This is a genomic window from Paenibacillus silagei, from assembly GCF_017874735.1.
Lineage (GTDB): Bacteria > Bacillota > Bacilli > Paenibacillales > Paenibacillaceae > Paenibacillus_AQ > Paenibacillus_AQ silagei.
In genome coordinates this window covers 257,087-273,844 of sequence record NZ_JAGGLV010000003.1, presented here as the reverse complement: position 1 = coordinate 273,844, position 16,758 = coordinate 257,087, and the positions used below count along the sequence as shown (strand labels likewise).

The 16,758-nt window shown below is 52.1% G+C and carries 9 protein-coding genes; 3 read left to right on the top strand and 6 right to left on the bottom strand.

The genetic code is table 11. From position 1 onward, the window contains the following. Nucleotides 1-59: 59 nt before the first annotated feature. The 4 genes from J2Z70_RS06650 to J2Z70_RS06635 form a co-directional block, all read right to left on the bottom strand. A complete protein-coding gene (locus tag J2Z70_RS06650; protein ID WP_209870716.1) occupies nucleotides 60-5,018 on the bottom strand; it encodes an S-layer homology domain-containing protein in 4,959 nt (1,652 codons plus the stop codon). A 25-nt stretch (nucleotides 5,019-5,043) separates the two neighbouring features. After that, entirely contained in the window at nucleotides 5,044-6,150 is a 1,107-nt protein-coding gene (locus J2Z70_RS06645) for a peptidylprolyl isomerase (RefSeq protein ID WP_209870713.1), read from the bottom strand. 211 nt (nucleotides 6,151-6,361) lie between these two features. Continuing rightward, on the bottom strand, nucleotides 6,362-8,527 hold the full coding sequence (locus J2Z70_RS06640) for a GH92 family glycosyl hydrolase (protein WP_209870710.1): 2,166 nt from the start codon (nucleotides 8,525-8,527) through the stop codon (nucleotides 6,362-6,364). A 67-nt stretch (nucleotides 8,528-8,594) separates the two neighbouring features. After that, nucleotides 8,595-10,769, bottom strand: a complete 2,175-nt coding sequence (locus J2Z70_RS06635; protein WP_209870708.1) for a beta-galactosidase — start codon at nucleotides 10,767-10,769, stop codon at nucleotides 8,595-8,597. 227 nt (nucleotides 10,770-10,996) lie between these two features. On the opposite strand from J2Z70_RS06635, the gene J2Z70_RS06630 reads away from it, so the two are divergent. Genes J2Z70_RS06630 through J2Z70_RS06620 form a run of 3 tightly spaced genes read left to right on the top strand, consistent with a single transcriptional unit; the run spans nucleotide 10,997 to nucleotide 14,236 of the window. Then, nucleotides 10,997-12,241 carry a response regulator gene (locus J2Z70_RS06630; RefSeq protein WP_209870705.1) on the top strand — a complete coding sequence of 415 codons (1,245 nt, stop codon included), beginning with the start codon at nucleotides 10,997-10,999 and terminating at the stop codon, nucleotides 12,239-12,241. Then, on the top strand, nucleotides 12,234-14,000 hold the full coding sequence (locus J2Z70_RS06625) for a cache domain-containing sensor histidine kinase (protein ID WP_209870702.1): 1,767 nt from the start codon (nucleotides 12,234-12,236) through the stop codon (nucleotides 13,998-14,000). Before J2Z70_RS06630 ends, J2Z70_RS06625 begins: the two co-directional genes overlap by 8 nt. Further along, a complete protein-coding gene (locus J2Z70_RS06620; protein WP_209870700.1) occupies nucleotides 13,997-14,236 on the top strand; it encodes a class I SAM-dependent methyltransferase in 240 nt (79 codons plus the stop codon). The genes J2Z70_RS06625 and J2Z70_RS06620 overlap by 4 nt, the downstream gene beginning before the upstream one ends. A gap of 153 nt (nucleotides 14,237-14,389) precedes the next feature. On the opposite strand, the gene J2Z70_RS06615 is transcribed toward J2Z70_RS06620, so the two are convergent. Both J2Z70_RS06615 and J2Z70_RS06610 read right to left on the bottom strand, forming a co-directional pair. Continuing rightward, nucleotides 14,390-15,325 (bottom strand): cysteine peptidase family C39 domain-containing protein, encoded by a 936-nt coding sequence (locus J2Z70_RS06615; RefSeq protein WP_209870697.1) that lies wholly within the window; start codon nucleotides 15,323-15,325, stop codon nucleotides 14,390-14,392. Between the two features lie 272 nt (nucleotides 15,326-15,597). Beyond that, on the bottom strand, nucleotides 15,598-16,593 hold the full coding sequence (locus J2Z70_RS06610) for a hypothetical protein (protein ID WP_209870695.1): 996 nt from the start codon (nucleotides 16,591-16,593) through the stop codon (nucleotides 15,598-15,600). Nucleotides 16,594-16,758 lie beyond the last annotated feature (165 nt).

The window sequence follows — 16,758 nt, the reverse complement described above, 5'->3', positions numbered from 1 at the left end:
ATTGAACTGAAGCAGTAAAAGACCGCCGGGAAATCCCGGCAGCCTCCACTAGAATGAAATCACAATCCCATGATTCTGTATATTACCGCTGCAGCCTCTTCACGCGTGGTCAAACCCTGCGGTTTGTAAGTACCGTCACCATAGCCCTTGATGATACCGGTCTGCCGCAGATAGTTAACTGCTTCCAGAGCGTACGCTCCGATTTGCTTGTGATCCGTAAAGGACGCGGCAGGGCTGGAAGCCTCCGGCTGAGGTCCGTTCAGACGCATAGCGCGGAATAGCATAACAGCGATCTCCTGGCGGGTAACCGGCTCCATTGCACCGAAGAAGTCCTCGCTCCGCCCGTTAACAACACCTAAAGCCTGAGCCGTAGTAACGGCTTGGTAGTACCAGGCACCTGGAGTGACATCCTTGAACTTCCCTTGGTTATTCCCTCCTTGAAGCTCCAGTGCGGATACCAGCAGTTGAATGAATTCTGCCCTGGTGATCTGCCGGTCAGGTTCATATTTGCCCTCCCCTGTACCGCGAACCAGGCCACGGGCAGCCAATGCCTCCAGGATGATGGAGTTACTAGAGTCCGTATCGGAGAAGTGAACCCCTGCATTGGCAGTGCCATAGAGGCCAAAGTTTGGTGTTGTAAATGTAATGCCGCCTGCTCCTGCTACATATTTAGAGTTCTTAATTACTTCGGTTTGCCCTCCACCAGTGATGGAATAGGCGATAGCTTGATGCTGCGCTTCTCCCGGCTTCAATTCGTATGCAACGGATACCTTCATGGATGCAGACCTGCGTAGTCTTTCTATTTGTTGTCCGTCCACGGCCAGAGATATCCGGTGCACAGAATCCGTTGTCCATTTCTTATTCATGTCCGCTGGCTGCTGTGAAGCATTTGCAACATGAACGGAAAGCGCAAGCTGCCGGGAACCCTCAGGAATACTATCTACCAGAGAAGCCACGGGAATCGTTAAGGTCACTCCGCCAGCTTGTATGGTCAGCGAGGTTACATGATCCTTCAGCTCTTTTACCGGTAGTTGAAAAGCACTTCCTTGGGTCATAGCATTCTCTGCTGCCAGCTTAAGCACCAGTGCTCCACTCTGCACACCATCCATGGCTTGCCGGATCTCTCCGTCCCGAAGCTGCGCGTGAATGATTCCATCGGCTCCCGGTTCAGCTTGTAGCTGAAGGAGTCCCGGTGAATGAGTAATGATCTCACCACCTACTGTGCCGGGAGTACCTTCATTACTTCCGCCGCTGTTATTATTACTGTTGCCGTTATTGTTGCCGTTATTGCTGCCGGGCGTAGGTTCAGGCGTATCCGTCCCCGCGTTGTCCCCGCTCCGAACCGCATTTACGGTGTAAGTCTTGGAAGTAGTTCCGTCGGCAGCAGTCACTTTGATATCAATCCTGTTGTCTCCTACCTGAAGCCCGCTCCCGCCTGTTACTGTCACTGTGGCCCCGGCATGAGCAGGAGTCCCCGTTACATTCACCTCAGTCTTGGAAAAGGGAAGGTTGATGGTGTAATTCAGCTTATCCTGCCCGAACCCTGTGATATCTGTACCGTCAATACTCAACCGGCTCAAATCGGCATTGCTGCTCAGCTCCGGCTCTTCTTCCCCGCCGGTATTCATCAGCTGAAAGGTGCGGAAGAGAGTCGGGTCCTTCACACCGCCAATGCCTGAGCCCCATTCGATATAACCCTTGCGGCCTGCTCCGTCATTATCATTGACCAGCATCGAGAAGCTCAACACTTCACCCGCCGCTGGCCGGACCGGGCTGACTTCGCTCCAGGGCAGTGCCAGGGCATAGGAGGTTACCTTATTCTGCTCATCTCTGGTCACCTTGAGCGTTCCTGTGGTCAATACTCCGGTGGCTGCCCCCTTCATGGACAACCAGCGGTAAATCTGCGGACCCTCCGGCGTCTGAGAGATCCCGTATTCATACCAGGACTGGCTGTCTCCCGGTACACCGGGAGCAAGGCTGAACTGGATGCTGTCATTCTGCCAGATATTAATTCCGGAAGCCTTATGAGTGAATACATCATCACGGATATCGGCTGTCAAATACAGCTGATCCTTATCCCAGCGCAGCTGCGCTGTTCCACTGAGATCATCAACACCGTTGTAATCCGTCAGTAGGGGGGTTCCGTCCGCAAGATCAATCAGCGCCGGTCTGCCTGTGTCCGACTGATTCGGCATCCGGTTAATATCTATATTCCGCTTCACGTGGACATCCTCGTACCCCTCCAGATCAACGGTCAGCTCCAGAGGATACTTCACGCCTTCAGAGAATCCCGGCAGTGGAATGGAATAAGGGAATTTGCTGCCCGGTGCGATCCCGGATAACTTCGATTCGCTGCCTGTAATCTGCTCTTTGCCTTCACCGATAGACCAGGTAATCTTCTTAATGACCAGAGGGTCTGCGGCCGAGCTGTTCGTGAATTGAAGCTGAAGCGATATCCCGCCGCCGCTTCCGTCCTTAATATGCGGGACAATCTTCAGGCCTTCATAATACAGCCGCAGATCATCTATGGGTGCTTCAGGCAGCGTTGCCGAATCAAGTCCGGGACCGTTATACGCTCCGATATTCGGCGGAGCATCCGCTGACACGGCATTGCCCCAGTAATCCAGTCCACCATTGTCGGCAATAACAGCTCCGGTCCCGAGTGCAGGCGAGTTGTCTCTCAGCTTATAGCCGTCCACCGTGATCCAGCCGGTACCGCCGCTGCCTTGGGCGACAAGAAGCGGATTCGCTGTGATGGAATTAGCATTCTCCGGCTCACTTGCAGGATGGTTGCCATACAGCAGATTATGATCGAAGGTGCCGTTCACCCCCGGCAGATTATATCCTCCCTGTCCAAGGTTGTAGACCAGATTATTCTTGAAGGAATAGGGAGCGTTGATATTGCCGCCGTCATCCCATTCATGGTCGATAATCCTGGTGTTTTGCCCTGCTCCTATATAGATCGTATTATTATAGATTTGTGTATCCGGCGTAACCCCGCCCGCGAAGTTGAAGGTGTGCGTCAGATCATTTTGGCTGATATTGTAGCGTACCACATTGTTAGAGGAGCCTGTCAGCACCCCCGGAGTCAAACGCGCATCGACGAAAAGCATGAATCCGCCTTTGTTGCCATGGCTGTAATTATATTGAACCACACTGTCTATGGTATCAATATCCAGATTGAAGCCCTGGCCGTCGCCTTCCGGCTTGTTCGTGTTGAAGGACTCATTGAACTGTACAACGTTATTCCTGCCCCGGGTCGGCCAGATCGCGGCGGAACCGTTGAACTCACCTTCCTCGGAATAGTTCCCCCCTTCCTCTGCAATGTTATGTTCAATCAATCCCCCATTCACACCAAAGGTGAGAATACCGTCACTGTCCGCCTGCTTGACATAGTTCCCGCGGATGGTGACATTGACCGTAGCATAATCCGTTCCGTTGAACCGCTGATCCCATACCACAATCCCGGTACGCCCGATCCGTTCCACCGTGTTGCCTTCGATCCATACCCCGTCGAACTTGTCAGTACCCGTTGTTCCTCCGACATAGACAGAGATGCCGCCGAACGCATGCGGACCTCCTTCGGCCCCGGATACGGTAGGATAGCGGAAGCTGCTGGATACATCATGCACATAGTTATCCTTAATGTGTATATTTCTTAAGATTCCTCCATTGGCGTTCTCTACCATAATCCCTTCGCGGTAGACCGTTCCCCTCTCGGAGGCATAGTTGGTAACCTCCAGATCGCGGATCATCCAATTCGAGGCATTGCGTAAATATATGGCCCCGCCGGCCATACCACCGCCATTAATAACCGGCTTGCTTCCGGTGCCGTATGCACCGATAGTGATCAGTTTCTCGTCCGTTCCACTGCCTTTGGGATATAATTGTTCGTTCCAGATGCCGCCCTTCTTCAGCAAGATCCGGTCCCCGGCCTCAAAGGTAGTCTGATTGACTATAGTAAAGGTCTTCCACGCCGTCTCCGGTGTTCGCCCGTCATTACTGTCGCTGCCCGTCAGTGCATCGACGTAATAATCCCCGTCTCCGCCACTGCTTCCGCCGCCTCCCTGCACTCTATTGGATAAGGAGACCGAGCCTAGCTGCATCTGCCAGGGAGCGGAATCGTCACTTAGTTCGATTTTCAGATAATGAATCCCTGGTGGAATAACCGCTGCAGGCGTATAATTGCTTCCTGTCCAAGCTCCGTCACCCGTGGACTGAGGAGCATCTTGAACAGCGGGCAGTTCCGCCCAGGCGGAGGCATCCGCTGAACCATAGAACCTGATGCTTCCGCTGGAGCCGGCAAAGGAATGCAGGCGGGCTTTGAAGGACTGCAGGTTATGCAGATGGTATACGATAAATTCAGCGGATTCGGCCGTTCTTACCGCCCGGGAAGCATCTCCGCCAAAATAATCGGGATTGCTGGTATCCATGGTCCAGTTATCACTGTATGAAGAGAGCTGTGAGACATCATCCAGCTCATCGGTCACCGTTAGCGGAGCTGTGGATACATTGGAGAGCTTAAGGCTTCCGAGCTGCGTCATCCAGGTATCGAGATCGCCGCTGACTTCAATTTTGAGATAATTGACACCATCCGGCAGTGCTCCTGACGGTGTATACATGGTTCCGTACCAGCCCGAACCGGTCGCCGCCGGGCTGTCATTGACGGCCGGAAGCTCCGTCCAGTCTGCGGCATCCTCTGATCCGTAGAACTTGACTACGGCGGTTGAGCCGGAGAAATAATACGTTTGAAGCGAGAACGACTGGATGCCTGTCATTGGATAGACTGCATATCCGGCATCCATTGAGGTCCTGACCATTCTGTCAGCATCTCCGCTGAAGAATTGAGGGTTGCTGCTGTCAATCACCCAATTCTCCGAGCGTAACTCCGCTGCCGGAAGGGCCGAGAACTCATTGGTCACCGTCTCTTCAGTATGGGCTGAGACGCCCATTGCGGGGAGCATCGCTGTGCAGATCATCACCAGCGCAAGTATGGTTATTGTCAGTTTTTTCAACATTATTGCGTAATTCCTCCTTAGATTGTTATTGAATCGCCTGCCGTGCCAGATCCTCAGCCATCTGGTTATTCCATTCCACGACGGCTTCGGACCGCTTGTGATCCACAAGAGCTCTGAACTTCTGCTGTGCCAGATCCTGTGCAATCTTATCCTTAACCTGATCGAACGGCAGAACTTCCGGCTCAGCTTCGGACAGGCAGTACAGGAGGTGGACAGCCCCGTTCTCTACAATCAAGCTACTCATCTGTCCCTGTGCAAGCTGCTCCGCAGCAAGTAACACCATTGGATTCTCCAGCGCTGCTGTCCGCCGTGAGGTGCTGGTAACGGTTAGCTCGCGGGCATAGACCCCAAGCTTGTCCGCCTGTTCACGGAGAGTTGTTCCGGTAAGTTCGGTTCCGGTCGATTCTGTTCCGGCCAGTACTGTTGCCTGGAGGTCTTTCATTCTGTCCATGGCCCCGCTCTGATTTTTGTATTCGGATTCCGGTCCGTAGGGCAGCGTAACCCATTCCAGACGGATAGTTCCCTGCCTGGAATATTTCGCAGCCAGATTAGCTTCATATTCCAGCCTCTCCTGTTCAGCAGTGATGACGATAGAGCCATTACGGCGCATCGCATCAATCGTTGCATCCTCAAGATTGCTCATGTAATAGCTGTAGTAAGCCTGTCCATCCAGATGCTTAGGACCATACACCACCTCCTTGTTCACTGCCGCCTGACTCCGCCGTATATTTTCGCGCTCCATTCCAATCAGGAATGCCTCAAAGCTGATGTCTGATATCACTCCAGCTTCCTCTGCAAGCTGCAGCTCTGCTTGCTTGGTCAATAGCTGAGTCTGAGCGTCCCTGATCCATCGTTGCAGCGGAATCTCGCCGGAATAATCGGTCAACCAGAAGTCCTCCGAATAACCGGCATTATAAGTCTGCATGAAGTAATCGGCAGTAAGCGCCCGGTTCAGCTGAAGATGCCAGTTGAACTCAGCGGTGGTGGCCTCCTGACCATTGACGATCAGAAGCGGAGCTGCTTCATCGGGCGTTGCCGTGCTCATTGCTCCAATCATTATCAGGCTTCCGGCGATCAATGCAGCCAGAACAGTGGCGAGCACTTTCCTTTTGGAATGAAACCTTTGAGCCATGGGTTGATCTCTCCTCCCCGCTTTTCTGTTAAGCGCTTTCAACACCTTCGATATTAGACAGATTGCTCATGAAAAGACAGGTGTGAAACCTGCGAAATGGTTTGCCATTTCACGATTTGACAGCAGTGTCTGGTTCTTCCTTCCTTAGCTGGAAGGGTCTATAAGGTAGAACAAAGGCAGCCTGGAATATCCGGACTGCCTTGACTGGTTCTTATAGCGGGGCAGGCCCCGGAACCATATTGAAGCTTAACACTCCGCCTCTCATAATCTCGTCATGCGGCAAGGAGTGATGCTCCCATGGCTTACCGTTCCAGTGAACCGATGCACTATATACATTGGCGGGACTATTATTCTCCGCTTCAATGACCCATTGCCGCCCGTTGTCAAGCTGGATAGTAACCTTGTCAAACAGGGGGCTGCCGAGTACGTACTCAGGAATTCCGGGACTTAACGGATACAGGCCGAGGGCACTCCAAATATACCAGGCCCCCATGCTGCCGTTATCCTCATCGCCGGGCAACCCGTCCATCCTGCTGTTGAACTGTCCGGACATGGTTTTGCGAACCCAGTACTGTGTTGTGGGCAACGCCCCGAGTCTGGAGAATAGATAAGGAATGTGAAAGCTGGGCTGATTGCTGATGGCGAATTGCCCGAGTCCGGCCGAAGCCATCTCCGACATTTCATGAATTTCCTGTCCATAGGTGCCTACTTTGAATACCGGTTCTTCAGCCATTAGCTGGTCCAGCTTGCGGACGAATGCCTGCTCTCCGCCCATCAGTCCGGCCAGCCCCGGGAAGTCATGGGGGACCGCCCAGCTCCCCTGCCAGGCACCGCCCTCACAGAAGGGATCGCCCCATTGCAGAGGATCAAAGGCCTCTTGCCAGGTCCCGTCCTCGTTACGGCCTCTCATGAATCCGACTTCCGGATCAAATAACTGCTTGTAATTCTGTGCACGGCTCATGAAGCGCTCATAGTCATCCATCTTGCCAAGTGTTCTGGCAATCTGGGCAATACAGAAATCCCCGTACACATAATCGAGTGTATTGCTTACACTTTCATGGAACCGGTCATGAGGCAGATAGCCATACTGTAAATATAATTCAAGTCCGCGTCTGCCCAGTCTCTCATCCGCAGCCGGATGGTCCGCGTGCTTCAGCAGGCCCTCATACAGCAGCTCCGCATTGAAGCCCCCGATTCCCTTGACGATGGCATCCGCCGCCGCAGCATCAATCAGTGTCCCGGGCATCGCACTGCGTTCACCCGGAGACAGCCACTTCGGCAGCCAGCCGTTCTCTTCATAAGCCAGCGTCCACGCCTGCATAATCTCGCCCAGCAAAGCTGGGAACAGAACGCTGTACAGCGGGAGGCTCGTACGGTATACATCCCACAGACCGATATCTGAATACATGGGACCTTGGCAAATGCTGCCGTTAAATGGACTGTAATGAATCTGTTCGCTATGCTCGTTATATTCATGCCATGTTCTGGGGAACAGGCAGACCCTGTACATGCAGCTGTAAAAGGTGCGGAGATTCTCTTCATCTGCGCTTTCTGCCGTAATCCGGCTGAGCCGCTCTTCCCAGCTTGCCTCTGCTGTGCTTAAGTTCTCCCCGAAGCTCCGGTCACCAATCTCCCGTTCCAGATTCAACAGAGCCTGCTCCCCGCTGATGAAGGAGGTGCCGCACTTGACCCCTGCTACGCCGGATTCCGGCAGGGCTAATCCTGCATAGGCACCCAGCCGTTCTCCTGTTCCCTCATACGTCCCTAACGGCTGATACTCTCCATCGAAGATTCCCGACTCCTCCATGATCAGGTCTGTATCGAACTGGAAGACGAAATACATGGCGAAGTTATCGGGAACCCCGGCAGTATGGCCTCTGGTATAGCCGGTAATTCTGCGCATCTCCGGCTGAAAGATAAAATGTGACTCCCCCTTCAGCGGCGCTATAATCAGCCTGTTCTGGTGCGGCTCATCATAAGTTATTCTCAGCGCTGCACAGCGTTCGGTGGGCGTCAGCTCCAGCCGGGTCCGGTAACGCTGTAAGTGTACACTGAAATAGTGGGGGGAGACCTGCATCTCCCCCGGTTTGAAGGAGGAGGAGCGTGCGCCGGGGCTGAGCAGCAGCGGCCCGCTCTGCGGCAACAGCGTCAGATGTCCATAGTCCCCGATCCAGGGACTGGGCTGATGGGTCAGGCGGATGCCCTCCAGGTGGCGGTGACGGGGATGGAAGAACCAGGTGCCGCCCGCTTCATGAGTTTGCGGGCACCAGGCTGCCATACCGAACGGCATTGCTGTAAGCGGCAGTGTGTTGCCGTTGGAATACCGGAAATCCGATTCTGTTCCCTGCATGGGATTCACATAATCTAATAACTTCATACCAATACACTCCTTAAGCCGGATCGCACCGGCCGGCTCTATAATATCTGTCAGTACCTCTGCCGCCCTAAGTTAAGCGGAATACCTGAATATCCCCGGCTTGCATCTGTACAGTCAGGCGGGTTGTTGCAGGCTCCTTCCTGTCCGTCGGCCGAATTTCCGCGTGGCCGCAGGTGAACCAGGGTTCGGCTGAGGTATACACAGCACGCAGCTTAATTTCAGTCGTGGTCTCTTCTTGCCCTTCATTGTGCACATATAGAAATGCGCCCCGGTCCGTTCCTTCGCCCCATTCGGACAGATCCGCACGGACTTTACCGCTTGCCTGCACATAAGTCTCCAGCTTCAGCTCCTGCTGCAGCAGATCCCGTACCAGTTGAAGCGTACCGGGATGCTCATCCTTCCAATAGGCAGCCGCAAGCAAGGTGCCTAACCATACAGCGCGTCCTGTGCCGTAATCAGCGCAGGTTAAGGCAGGCATGAGGTCTTCGGTAAACTGGGCCAGCACCTTCACATGTGCTTCCAGCCCGATATCCGATTTGTAATAGGAGCCATGAGCCAGATCGCTTGCGGCAGGCTCTTCTTCCCCGCTATGCCCCATCACATTCCGCAGCGGAATCTCCGTCCGGGATTCGAAGGCAACCTGATGATAGCTGTGATCCAGATTCTCGGCGGAATGAATCCAGGTCTCGCGGACGCCGAACACTTGATCGAATCCGTATCCCGGAACGTTATAGCTGTGACAGCCATTCTCTGCCTGAAGAGCACCGAAGGAGCATTCCGAGATCAGAATTCCGCCGTTCTCCACCCACACACGCAGGATGGCGCACAATTTGCGGCTCAGGTAGAGCGGATAAGGCATCCACAGGCAGCGGTATGGCTTCAGTGACTCCTCTGTAACATCAGACTCATGCAGGAACTCTACTTTATAATTAAGCTCATGCAGCAGCTTATGGGCGCCTTGTATAGAGTCGTTGTAGGTATCCAGATGATCATGCGCTGCGAAGTTGGCAATCTGATTCTCCGGGCTGAACAGAATGGCAATCCCGTCCCCGCGGCGTTTGGCCAGCATCAGCTCCCGCTTGTTGTCCTGTACCAGCTTGTTAAGCTGTGCCATGTCCTTGTACCAGGGCGTAGCGCTGCCGTCCAGATAGACACTGCCCCAGGCCGGAGCTTCCTGACCCAATATCTCTGGCCTGTATTGCCAGAACAGATATCCGGTGATGCCGCGGGCAAGCGGGGTCAGAATATGCCGTTTCATCTCCAGAAGATCCGGCTGGCGCGGCTTCATCGCTGTATTGCCCGGCAGCGCGTGAATTTCCGAGTTAATAATCGGTTTGCCCTTGGCAGCCGAGATCAGCAGATCAGCCGACCACGCCGAAGACCCCAGGCTGTTGCCTGTCAGATCACAGGGCTCTGCCAGCTTGAAGTCATCCGAACCGGCCGTAATCATATTGAAGATTGGCGCCGGTACCGTATGAGCCATAACCGGATGCTGCACATCCAGCGACTTCACCACTTGTACCCGGCTCCGCAGCTCCTCCGTCAGGGTGTCCGACATGAACAGCCGCCAATCTATCAGATCGTTGAAGACGCCTTGACCCCGCGGTGCCTCCACTTCCTCCCAGTCCCCGTAAGTCCGCTGCCACGATTCGTTGAGTGCTTCCAGAGAACCATATTTATGGATCAGCCAGTCATGAAATGCCGGAATCGAATGCTTGCAATAACAGACCTGGTTGTCAAAAGACAGCTTACGCTTAATCCCCGTAGTCAGCTCCGGCTCATTCCACAAATCCCAGACCCAAAGCGCCGGATGATCTTTGAAGGCCTTGACGGTCTCCTCCAGAAAGCGTGCTTTCTCCGCAGCGGCTGGCGCATGATGATAGCAAGGTCCGGGCGCTCCGCCAATCTGGCGGCAGTTAATCGCTCTTGGCTCCAGAATGGAACCGTCGGCCGTGACCATTTTGGAATCCGGATATTTTCTGTAGAACCAGGCCGGAGCTACGTCGAAAATCACATTCAAAATGACCTTCAGCCCCTTCCGGTGAGCTATATCCATCAGCTCCTGAATATCATCGAACACGAATGTCCCTTCCCTGGAGACGCTGGACCGCCACTGCACCCAATACTTCACACAATTGAACCCCTGCCCGGCAATGTTGCCGAGGTCTTGTTCCCATTGGTCCTTGAAGGGGGTTGGGGAACGGTAATATTGAAACCCGAATGGAATAAATGGATCTTGCATGACGTAACTCCTCCTACAGCGTTCAATTTCGATAGTCTTTCATCTATTAAAGCGCTTACTGCTTATTCACGCTTAAAGTCTATCACAGTGTATTTTACGAAAGTTAGGATAGAATCCTATGAAACGGTTTGCGATCCTGACCACCTGATTATTTACGGCTACTCTAAAAGACAATTCATGTTTATACTGACTGTAAGACACAGAAAACTACTACGGGGTGAAAGCTAATGTTGAAAGCGCTTGTAGTCGATGACGAATACCTGGTACGTATGGGCATCACACAAACTATAGATTGGGCAGAATACGGCGTTGAGATCATTGGAGAAGCCAGCAATGGCGAAGAAGGCCTGGAGCTCGCCCTCCAGCACCGCCCGGATGTGATTATTACGGATATCCGCATGCCGTTCATGAATGGTCTGGAGCTTATAGAGCAAATCCGCGAACAGGACATGCTGGTGGGCATTGTCGTCCTTAGCGGCTATGATGAATTTCAATATGCGCAGGCAGCTCTCCGTTATGGAGCTTCCACTTATTTGCTGAAGCCCATTAATATAGAAGAACTCGCAGATACGGTACGCTGTGTCGGCACAGAAATTCTGGAGAAGAAGCTGCATTCCAAGCGGTATTCCCAGCTGAACGGGGAAATCGCTTCGATCTCCAAGCAATTCTGGCAGGATCTGCTGCACGGCCAATTGCAGGATGAGGCATTTGTTGCCGGTAAGCTGAAGCTGTTGAACCTTGAGCTGGCACCTGGAGAGGCTGTCATGCCTCTATCTCTCGCCTTCCCTCCCGACAATGGCATGGATCGGACGGCCGAGGCAACGGGAGCACTGGAGGATGCCGCAGCGGACTTCGTGGAAGCGCATTCTTTGGAGCAGCTCTGCCTCTTCCGGGACAGCCATCTGGAGTGGGTTATGGTACTCAGAACCAGAGATATCAACACTGCCGGTGATGCTGCCCGCAGCTTGGGCAAACAGCTGTCCGAATGGAGCCAGCAGCACTTCGGGCAGGCGCTCAGTATAGGTATTGGCAAGCCTGAAGGAGATTGGCACAGAATCGCAGACTCGTACCGGCAGGCTGTACTTGCCGCACAGCGGGCCTTAACTGGTGTTGAACGCGTGCTGTATGCCGAGGAAGAGGCCGGGATGCGCTGCCGGCGTGAAATCAGGGAAGCGCTCGCTTTTATCCGGGAGCATTATGCCGGGAATATTAGCGTTGAGCGGGTCGCTTCGGCGGTATTCGTGAGTCCGACCCATCTGATGCATCTGTTCCGCAAGGATCTGAATAAGACCTTCTACGAGTGTCTGACGGAATACCGCATTGAGGAAGCCAAGCGAATGCTGCGTAATCCGATGTACCGGGTCTATGAGGTGGGCAATCAGGTCGGCTTTAGCGATTCCAAGTATTTCAGCCAGATCTTCAAAAAAATGACCGGTATCCCGCCAAGTGAATACGCGAAAACCTATGGTTAAGCCGAATTTGGAGAAATGGATGAACTCCCGGCTGCGGCGGTTCAAGATCAAGGGCCGGATTGTGATTGTTCTGTTAGCGGGCTTGTCTCTGCATCTGTTGCTGATGCTGGTTATTTTCAATTTCTACTCCTATACCTATCTGCAAAAAGACTTGTACCGCCATGTCGTTCAGACGCAGCGCCAGATTGGACTGAGCGTGGAGCTGATGGCCGATGACATCCAGATGCTGTTCCTGCGGTTTCTGGTGAACAGTGATATCTATCAGATCATCAATAATGACCACCTCCCGGCGGCAGACAAGGAATTGCGGATTGGAACCATTATTGACGATATGCTGGCCGATAATGACCTGGCAGGCAATGTTATCATCCATACCAATGACAATGTGCTCTATTCTTACCAGACCAAGCAGCAGATGCTGGAGGTACCCGAGGCCCTGTTCATCAAGCGTATCCAGGAGAGCAGTATGCCTGTGGTCGGTGAGATCAAACGCGATGGCGAAGGCAATGCCTACATTCCCTTCGGACAGCAGTTTCGCAACTTCAATACGGGGCAGAATATCGGTGTCGTGATTATTTATGTCAGAGAATCGGCCTTGGCGGCGCTGTATTCCTCCAGCTTCACAGGCATCGGCTACTCCTTCCTGACGTCCGGCAACCGGATTGTATCCCATCCGGACAAACGGCTGCTGGGCAATTATCTGGAGGAGAGCGCCCCGCTTCGTCCGGGTAAGGAAGAAGGCTACCGCACCTGGTCGGAGAATGGCAACACTTATATCATTGCGACTTATCCACTGAATCCCCGGCTGGCGAGCCTTGGGGTCAGCTGGGAATTCACCAGTGTGATCTCCAGCCACAAGCTGTTCGCGGGCATCGTCAAGGGTAACCGCAATGCGCTCCTGTTCGCCAGCGTAACCTTCATTGTGCTCCTCTTGCTGTCCTTTTATCTGGCAGCGCAGATTACCCGCCCGCTGCTGAATTTGAAGAAGAAGCTGGGGCTCTTTGGCAAAAAAGATCTGGCTGCTGTCTATGACCCGCGGGGACAAGTCGATGAGATCAGTCAACTGGAGAACAGCTATTACCAAATGGTGGAGCGGATCAGCCAATTGATGCTGGAGAAGGATGAGGAGAAGGAAAAGCAGCGCAAGGCCGAATTAACTGCGCTTCAGTCGCAGATTAATCCCCATTTCCTATACAATACCTTGGATGCGATTGCCTGGATTGCCCGGCTGAAGAAGCAGCCGGACATTGAGCGGCTGATTTCCTCCCTGGCTACCTTTTTTCGGATCAGCCTGCACAAAGGGGACAAGTTCGTCACGGTCGAAGAGGAAATCCGTCTGGTGCAGAGCTTCGTGACGGTCGAACAAATGCGGTTCCCGGATAAGTTCGGAGTTGAATATGAGATAGATGAATCCCTGCAAGGCGTCCGCATATTGAAGCTGATTCTCCAGCCTATTGCCGAGAATGCGATCAAACATGGCATCAGCGAGAAGCGCGGCGCAGGCCGGATCTGGATTAAGGGCGAGCTTCTGGGGGAAGAGATCCGGTTCACGGTGACCGATGACGGCGTCGGATTCGCAAATGGGGCCACACTCAGCCAGGCCAAAGAGGATGTGCTGTTTCAGAGCGGATACGGTCTGCGTAATGTGGACGAACGGATTAAGCTGGAATATGGTCCCCAATACGGGCTTAGTATCTCCAGCACTCCCGGGCAAGGCACCACCGTGACCATCCGCTTGAAGAAGGAGTTGTCTAAATGATATCAGGGCAGTGCGGCAATTTCCTGGCATTGCCGTACCTTGACGGGAAATTTGATTTTATTGTTTCGAGTTTTGCCCTGCATCATCTGACGAGTGACCAAATGCTGCTCGCTATTCAGGAGAATTATATCCTATTCCCCAAGCTCATTGATTTATTAGAGGATAGCGGCTGCATCACGAAACACCTTAAAGTGAATCAATTGTTGCATGTTGTTTTAGCCGTACCTATTCGGTAAGGGGAAAACCTTGCCCCAGCATTAAGGTTCACCACGATAGCTGAAGGGGCGAGTTTTAAGAGCCATCCCGCAAAGGATGGCTCTTTTTTAAAAGATATTTTCCAACTATCTTTGTAGATCGTCATGATTCTCAAAATTTAAATGCCTCTGGTTTTAGGTGAATATAGCTTCTTGAAACTTAATTTCTAGCTCTGCTAAATGACTTAAAGCTTCACCTATCATAAGCCAATCACTGTTTACCGCCAGCGAGTGGCACCTGCCATACACTTCTGACTGCAACAGCTTAATTTCGGCTAAACCACCATACTCACCTCGGAAGAATTCGCTAAAGTTCAATGCACGTCTTGCCCCTACCTGAAACGCAAAATGTGTCAAATGACCCAGCAAACTAGGGTTAATATCGCCACCCAGAATATATCTCTTTAACTCTGCTATGGCATCACTTCCTATTAACCAGTTACGTTCCGAGTATTGTTTTTCTATATCGTTATAAACTTGTCTGAAATACCGGATAGCCTCAACGCATATTTCCTGATGACTCGGGTGCTTAACTCGTTTGGGGGCACACCAGTAATGATAGGTCATATCATGTGGATACAATCGGTATTGAAGATGACTTGTTTTACTTGCTTTTATCAAGTCTTCCATTGGAAGCATTGCATAAGGATATCCTGCAGGGTCATGGAGTCTAACCACTCCATTCTCTATCCCAAAAGCCAGCACATAATGATCGCAGCCATGTAGATAACTATGATTAGGCATATATCTTAAATAACCCATATCCAACGGTCCTAGCAATACTGGATGTTGTTTGATTGCAGTTGTAAGTATTCCTTCAATATTTGAACTATCTATGCTTGAATGTTCGGTAATGGTGAATCCCAGTATATCCAGTGCCTTGCTTACTCCGATATGTGGAACTCCGTTCGAAAAGAATACCATGTTGTCCTCTTTGAACCAGAGCGCTCCAAGTCCAACGCCAGACAAGACTTCAATAGATTCCGCGGGTATTCTTTCACCGACAGTGTCAAGAAGCATGGAAGTGGAATTGGAATAACAATACGCACCATTTCCTATATAGGTAAACATGAATTTATCCTCCTTCCTCAATTGGCAGACAATAATTACATTTCATTTACCGCGTGAAAACATGGAGGAAGATGAAAAAACGCAATAAGCTTATTCATCCTAGTCCAACCAATCCATCGTATTCCCTCCCTTCAAGGTTATTTTATCGGAAATAAAAAATGAATACCTTGCAATTTCTGCACGAAAAAGTCAGCAAAAAACTCACCCCTACTTGCGATACGGTTCGCCGTAATGCATGTGCTTGGATCGAAGCTGGATTTCTTTTGTGTCGCCTACTCCTTCATCGTTGAATTGATCTTCAGGTACAGCTGGTTCAACGGATTCACAATACTGCTGCTCAGCATAGAGATCAGCAGCCAGAACAATATGAATACTGCGATGTTCAATGCCAGCATTATATATTTGAACGCCTGGAGCTCTGCCTTCATGCCGTCCGCAGAGATATAGGTGACAATCTGATCAGCCGAATCGGGCAGCGGGTAGAGCAGAATTAGGCCACCGGCTGTTTCGCGCACCATGAAGTCCGTTTCGTTCAGGCTGTTCTTTCCCGGTGTGGCCAGCGCTGCTCCGATTTCCTTAAGGCGCACCGGAGGCATGTCCGCTGCCATCAGCAGCTTCCCGTCTTCCTTCAGCAGGTAGACCTCATTCTCCCCGTAGATCGAATTCTTGTCTGACAGGTAGAAGCTGTACAGCTTGCCAATCTCCACTTCAAGGGAGAGCAGACCGAGGATCCGTCCTCCCGCTTCCTGAATTTTCACTTCAAGCAGCAGACGGTCACGCAGATCTGTAGGCGCATTCATCAGTTGTTCGCGGTTCAGGACTGTCCAGCGTAAGGTCTGCTCACGATCTCCCAGGAATTGCTGCATTCCCGGGTCCTTCTTAATCTCGGTGAACGGGAGCAGTCCCGACACATTGCTGGAAGAATAAGCCACGCCTGCTTCACCCCAAATGTAAATGCCGAGTATATCACTGCTGGAAGAACGTATCCCTTCCAGTATCGGGGAAATGGCCCCGTCATACGCTGGTTTCTTCAGCGCTTGCTGCACCACCTGATTATTGGAGATCAGCTTGGAGGTCTCTTCCAGCCAGTTCATGAACAGCAGTGTATTCTTATGCTGCTGGCCGGTGTACTGGACAGACAGCTGCCTGAGCATATCCATGCTCCTGTGCTCCATATTGCGGTACAGAATGAAGCTTGAAGCAGAGATATAGACCGTAATGAACAACACCAGGACCAGGCGGATGTTGCGGCCGAACGATCTGAACATAGGGCTTCCCATCCCCTTCCGGTGTAAATCAAGCTGAAATAAGACCCAATTCAACGATAGCTGTAGAATGTACAATTAAAACCAGCCAAAAGGCATAAGAGCAGCGTATACCTGTAGTCTGTGCAACTAAATCAGCCCGAAGGTGTGAGAATCAAGGTACAGTGA